This window comes from Synechococcus sp. H55.11 (assembly GCF_047462475.1).
In the GTDB taxonomy this organism is placed as follows: Bacteria; Cyanobacteriota; Cyanobacteriia; order Thermostichales; family Thermostichaceae; genus Thermostichus.
The window spans coordinates 1-5,307 of record NZ_JANSJI010000169.1 but is presented as its reverse complement, the minus strand read 5'-3'; the positions used below and the strand labels follow the sequence as shown (position 1 = coordinate 5,307).

The following is a 5,307-nucleotide window of genomic DNA, read 5'->3' as shown; positions in this document are numbered from 1 at the left end:
ATGATTTTCCTTTGATTGCCGTAAGGCGTTGAGCACGTGGCTAAGTTTGTGGTCAGTGCTGTGCAATTCCGATGATTTTCCTTAGGAATTGGAAAGGTCTACATCTACCCGGTGGGCACAGGCAAACCCGGAGAAGGCGACGGCGTTGAGGCCTTGACCGGGGAAGGTGCTATCGCCCACGCAGTAGAGGTTGGGAATGGCGGTGCGGTTGAAGGGCATGCCCAAGAGGCCCCAGGGAGTGCCGCGAGGGATGGGGCCGTAGGTGCCGTCGACGCGGCCCAAGAAGCGGCGGTGGGTGCGGGGAGTGCCCACCTCCAGCAGCTCGATGTGGGATCCCAGCTCTGGCCAGAGGGCCTCCAGGCGGTGGATAAGGCGTTTGGCCGCCGCTTGTTTTTGCTGCCGGTACTGCTCCGGGCCCAAGCCCTGCCAGGTTTGCATCCAACTGGGGGTAAAAGCGTGAACAATGTGGCGGCCCGGCGGGGCCAGCTCCGGATCCAAGAGAGTGGGGATAGAGACGAAGATCGTGCTCTGCTCCGCCTCCAGGTCTTGCCAATCTTCTAGAAGAATGTGGTGACAGTAGCGCTCGCCGGCCAGGGCCTCAGCTCGCACCCCTAGGTGCAAGCTTAAGAAACTGGGAGACTGTTGGTAGCGGCTTTGCCAGCGCCGCTCCGCCGCCGGCAGGGATCCCGGCCAGAGGCGCTCAAAGGTATCCCAGCGGGTGGCATTGGAGATGATCTTGCGGGCAAAGAGCTTTTCCCCTCTGGAGAGCTCGACGCCCACGGCGCGGCCCCGTTCTTCCAAAATCCGCCGCACCGGCGCCCCGTAGCGGATTTGCCCCCCGCAGGCCTCTAGCCCCTGGGCCAGTTTCTGGGCAATCTGCCCCACCCCTCCCTTGGGGTAGTTGACGCCGCCGTAGTGGCGATCACAAAACACCATGCCGGCGTTGATCATGGGCGTGCGATCTGCCGGCACCACCGACCAGCAGTAGCACTCCATATCCACAAAGCGCCGCAGCGCCGGACTGCGGAGGTAGCGCCGCGCCACCTGGCCCACATTCACCGGCAAGTAGCGGGCCAAGGTCAGGCAGGCGCGGGGGTTGCCGACAAAAGAGCGCCAGAGATAGCCCCACTCCTCCAAAGAGAGGAGCTCCATGGCGTTGAGGCTGTTGAAGATAGGCCAGAAGCTGTCGTAGAAGCGGCGGATGCTGCCCGCTTCTTGAGGGAAATAGCTGGCTAGCTCCTGCAAAAACTGCTCGTAGTCCCGGTGCACGCAGGGGCTGAGCCCCTGGGGAAGGTGGTAGGCAATCTGCACCGGGTCGGGGATGGATTCCAAAGACTGGCCCACAGCAGCCAGGGCGCGGGTGAGCAAGTTGGTGGTACCTTGAGTGCCCAGGCCAAAGATCATGGAAGCCCCGACATCGAAGCGGTAGATCCCGTTGCCGTTGGGATCCGGACGCTCGAAGTAGCCAGCGCTACCGCCGGGGATGAGGTATTTTTCCAACACCAACACCTGGTAGCCCTTGGCCGCCAACTGGGTGGCCGCCACCAGCCCGCCGATCCCAGCACCAACGACAATCACATCCCAAGTAGCCGGGGGGGAAGACACGGCAGAGAACTTGGGCTGGGCAGAAGCCTGAGAAGGCAGAGTTTGGGTCAAGGGATCCCTCGAGTTGAACGCAAAGCCGGTATTCTCAAGCTACCAGAAGTCCCGAGAGTTAATTTTCCCGGAGCAGCGGGATCCCTGGGGAAGAAGCTTGGTAGCAACCCCAACTCCCTCTTTTCGGCTGGGGGATCCGCAAACGGGATTGTGGCAGAGGCTACGGAACCCAATCGGCCAATTTGCTAGCCAGGATCCCACACCCACCCTGGGGATTTTCAGCCATGTTGGTTACTCAGCATCCTGTCTTTCGGCGCTTTTGGTACCCGGTGATGCCCCTCAGACTACTGGAGCAGGGATCCCCGCAACCCTTTGAGCTGCTGGGAGAAAAGATCGTCCTCTGGTTGGATCAAGCCGGGCAGCCCCAAGCTGCTGCCGACCGCTGCTGTCATCGTTCGGCCCAACTCTCCAAGGGGATTGTCTGCGATGGCCACATTCGCTGCCCCTACCACGGCTGGGAGTTTGATGGCACAGGTGCCTGCGTCAAGGTGCCGCAGTTGCCGGCTCGCGCGCGCATTCCGGAGGGCTACCGCATTCCCGCCTATCTCTGCCAGGCCCGTTACGGCTATGCCTGGGTTTGTTTGGATCCTCAACCCCTGCGAGACATCCCGGTCATTCCAGAGGCAGAGGATCCCAGCTACCGGCTCATCCACGAGTTTTACGAACGTTGGGAATGCGCCAGTTTGCGCATCTGCGAGAACGAGTTCGATGCTGCCCACTTCAGCTTTGTGCATCAAAACACCTTTGGCAGCCTAGACAACCTGGTACCCAGTCATCTCGAGATCGAGGAGCTGGACTACGGCATCCGTACCCGTCTGGTGGTCGGTGTGGCCAACCCAGAGCTGCAACAAAAAAACCTGGGCATTCCCCTTGCCAAAACCGAGCGCACCACCACTTCCACCTGGTACCTGCCCTTCACCAACCACCTTCACATCCGCTACCCCAATGGCCGCAGCCATGTTATCGTCAACATCCCCACCCCCATCAACGACCGGGCCTCGCAAGTGGTGCAGTTTTGCCTGCGCAACGACACGGAAGCGGATGCTCCAGCCTCAGAGGTAGTCCGCTTCGACCGGGCTGTAACTTTGGAAGACAGGGCCATTCTGGAAACTACGGATCCCGATGTCCCTCTCGACCTCAGCGCCGAGCAGCATATGTTTACCGACAAACCCGGGATCCTGATGCGCAAGCAACTGGCCGCTCTGCTGAAAGCTCATGGCAATGCCTCAGATCAACTCTTCTAGGCCGCGGCTGCCAGCATAGCGGCTGTAGGCATAGAGCAAGCCCAGGCTCAGGCCGGTAACCAAAAAGCTAAGGGCCGCTCCAAAGGGGTAGTCCAGGCTGGCGCCAAACTGCATCTGGATGACATTGCCGATCAACAAGGTTTTGCTGCCCCCCAGCAAGTCCGGTACCACGAACATACCCAGCGCTGGGATGGCCACCAAAATCAAGCCCGCCGCCAGCCCCGGCAGCGTTTGGGGAAAAAGCACCCACCAGAAGACCTGCCAGCCGTTGGCGTAGAGATCCCGCGCCGCCTCCGCCAGGCGCCAGTCGATGCGCTCCACTGCTGTGTACAGGGGCAAGGCCATGTAAGGCAAAAAGGTGTAGACCATGCCCAGGTACACGGCCAGCCAACTGGGGTAGAGAGCCGTCTGGGGCGGGATCCAGCCCAGCCAGGCGGCCAGGCGGGCCAGCCACCCTTCTGGCGCCAACACCACCATCCAGGCGTAGGTGCGAATCACCAGGTTCGTCCAAAACGGCACCACCACCAGCGTCAGCAATAGATCCCGCTGTCGGGGCGGGTGGGCGACAATAAAGAAAGCCAGGGGATAGGCCAGGAGCACACAAAAGAAGGTGGTGACGGCCGCCACCAGCAGGCTGCGGCCCAAGATCTGCCAGTAGATGGGCGTCCAGCCCAGGGGGCCGTAGCCGAGAATGCGCAGGTAGTTGGCCAGCGTCAGAGGCAGTCCCACCTCGCCAAACTGGCCGCGGCTGAGAAAGCTGCAAACCAGCAGCAACACTCCCGGCAGCACCAAAAACAGCACCACCCATAGCACCCCCGGCCCGGCAAAGATGAGGCTGCGCAGCAGCTCCTGCCAGGGGGAGAGCAATTCCCCGGCGCGCACCTGGGCACGCTGGCCAGAAGAAGGGATCCCTGGCCATCTCAGCATGGGGGATCCTCCTGCCGGGGATCCGGCCGCAGGCGCACCAGGCTCTTGGGGGGCAGGTGGGCCACCAGCGCCTCGCCGATCTCAAACCCCGCCTCCTCAATATCCGTGTTGAGGGCGGTGGCCTTGAGCTGCTGTCCATTGGCCGTCTGCAGCAAGTACTGGTTCTCCGCCCCGGTGTAGATGAGGTTTTCCACCCGCACCGGCACTTGGTTGGGCAGCAGATCCCAGCCGCTACGGGAAAGCTGAATCTTTTCTGGGCGGATGGCCAACTGCACCGGCTCCAAGTTGGGCTGGATCCCGGGCACCTTGAGCTTGCCTAGGGGCGTATCCACGCAGTCGGTGCCACAGGCGATCCCTTCGATGAGGTTGCTGGCCCCCAAAAAGTCCGCCACAAAGGCGGTTGCCGGCCGCTCGTACACCTCGTCAATGGGGCCAACTTGCTCAACACGTCCGGCCCGCATCACCGCCACCCGGTCGCTGGTAACCAACGCCTCCTCCTGGTCGTGGGTAACAAAAATAAACGTCATGCCCAGCCGCCGCTGCAGCTCGCACAACTGCACCTGAAGCTGCTTGCGCAACTTGGCATCCAACGCCGAGAGCGGCTCATCCAATAGCAGCACCTCTGGCTCATTGACCAAGGCGCGGGCCAGGGCCACCCGCTGCTGCTGCCCACCGGAGAGCTCCTGGGGCTTGCGCTTGGCCAGATCCCCGATCTCCACCAACTCCAAGGCGGCGGCCACCCGCTTGTGCAGGGCCTCCCCTCGCACCCCCCGCCTGCGCAGGCCAAAGGCGACGTTTTCCTCCACGGTCAGGAAGGGGAAAAGGGCGTAGCTCTGAAACACGGTGTTGACGTTGCGCTTGTGGGCGGGCAGGTGGCCCACCGGGCGCCCCCGGATCACCACTTCCCCGAGGTCAGCCATCTCCAGGCCGGCGATGATGCGCAGCAGGGTGGTCTTGCCACAGCCAGAAGGGCCCAATAGGCCAAAAAACTCGCCTCGCCGAATCTGCAAGTCGATGCCGTCGAGGGCCACAAAGTCGCCAAAGCGCTTGCGGAGCCCCTTGAGCTCCACATCCCAGTCGGGATCCCGGACGGTGGTGGAGAGGACACCCGCAGTCACAGTTGGCAGCGCCGACAACATCCTTTAACCCAGTATGCAAGTCTCCGGGAAAATTGCAGCTGTCTCTTGCGCCATGGGCGCAAGTTCTACACTCAGCCTTGCAAATGGGGATCCCTGTCTGCAGCTTTTCAAGACAGGATGGATGAAAGATAGTGTCGCTACGCCACTTTCACATCACGCAGGTGGTAAACACTCCCGTGAAAGGTGTGCATGGGCTGTTGCCAAAACCGATTCTGCCCCGACCTGCCTTGCTCTGAGTGCTTTTGCATCTACGGCCATTTCCAATAGCAGTGAAGCTGCTCCTTGCTATGTTCCCACCCCTCTCCCTCTGGGAGAGGGGCCGGGGGTGAGGGGCCTGGGGG

The 5,307-nt window shown here is 61.8% G+C and carries 4 protein-coding genes; 1 reads left to right on the top strand and 3 read right to left on the bottom strand.

What is annotated here, in order from left to right; all coding sequences use genetic code 11:
- Positions 1 to 81: 81 nt before the first annotated feature.
- Positions 82 to 1,605, bottom strand: coding sequence for a carotenoid isomerase (gene crtH / locus NW853_RS07185; RefSeq protein ID WP_414348641.1), 1,524 nt, complete (start codon positions 1,603 to 1,605; stop codon positions 82 to 84).
- A 275-nt stretch (positions 1,606 to 1,880) separates the two neighbouring features.
- Between crtH and NW853_RS07180 the strand changes: the two genes are divergently transcribed.
- On the top strand, positions 1,881 to 2,900 hold the full coding sequence (locus NW853_RS07180) for a Rieske 2Fe-2S domain-containing protein (RefSeq protein WP_414348639.1): 1,020 nt from the start codon (positions 1,881 to 1,883) through the stop codon (positions 2,898 to 2,900).
- On the opposite strand, the gene NW853_RS07175 is transcribed toward NW853_RS07180, so the two are convergent.
- Together NW853_RS07175 and NW853_RS07170 are read right to left on the bottom strand one after the other, a co-directional pair.
- The gene (locus NW853_RS07175; protein ID WP_414335931.1) at positions 2,883 to 3,827 is read right to left on the bottom strand and encodes an ABC transporter permease; all 945 of its coding nucleotides are present in this window, start codon (positions 3,825 to 3,827) and stop codon (positions 2,883 to 2,885) included. The two genes, NW853_RS07180 and NW853_RS07175, sit on opposite strands and share 18 nt — an antisense overlap.
- Entirely contained in the window at positions 3,821 to 4,945 is a 1,125-nt protein-coding gene (locus tag NW853_RS07170) for an ABC transporter ATP-binding protein (protein WP_414348636.1), read from the bottom strand. Before NW853_RS07170 ends, NW853_RS07175 begins: the two co-directional genes overlap by 7 nt.
- Between the last annotated feature and the right edge of the window lie 362 nt (positions 4,946 to 5,307).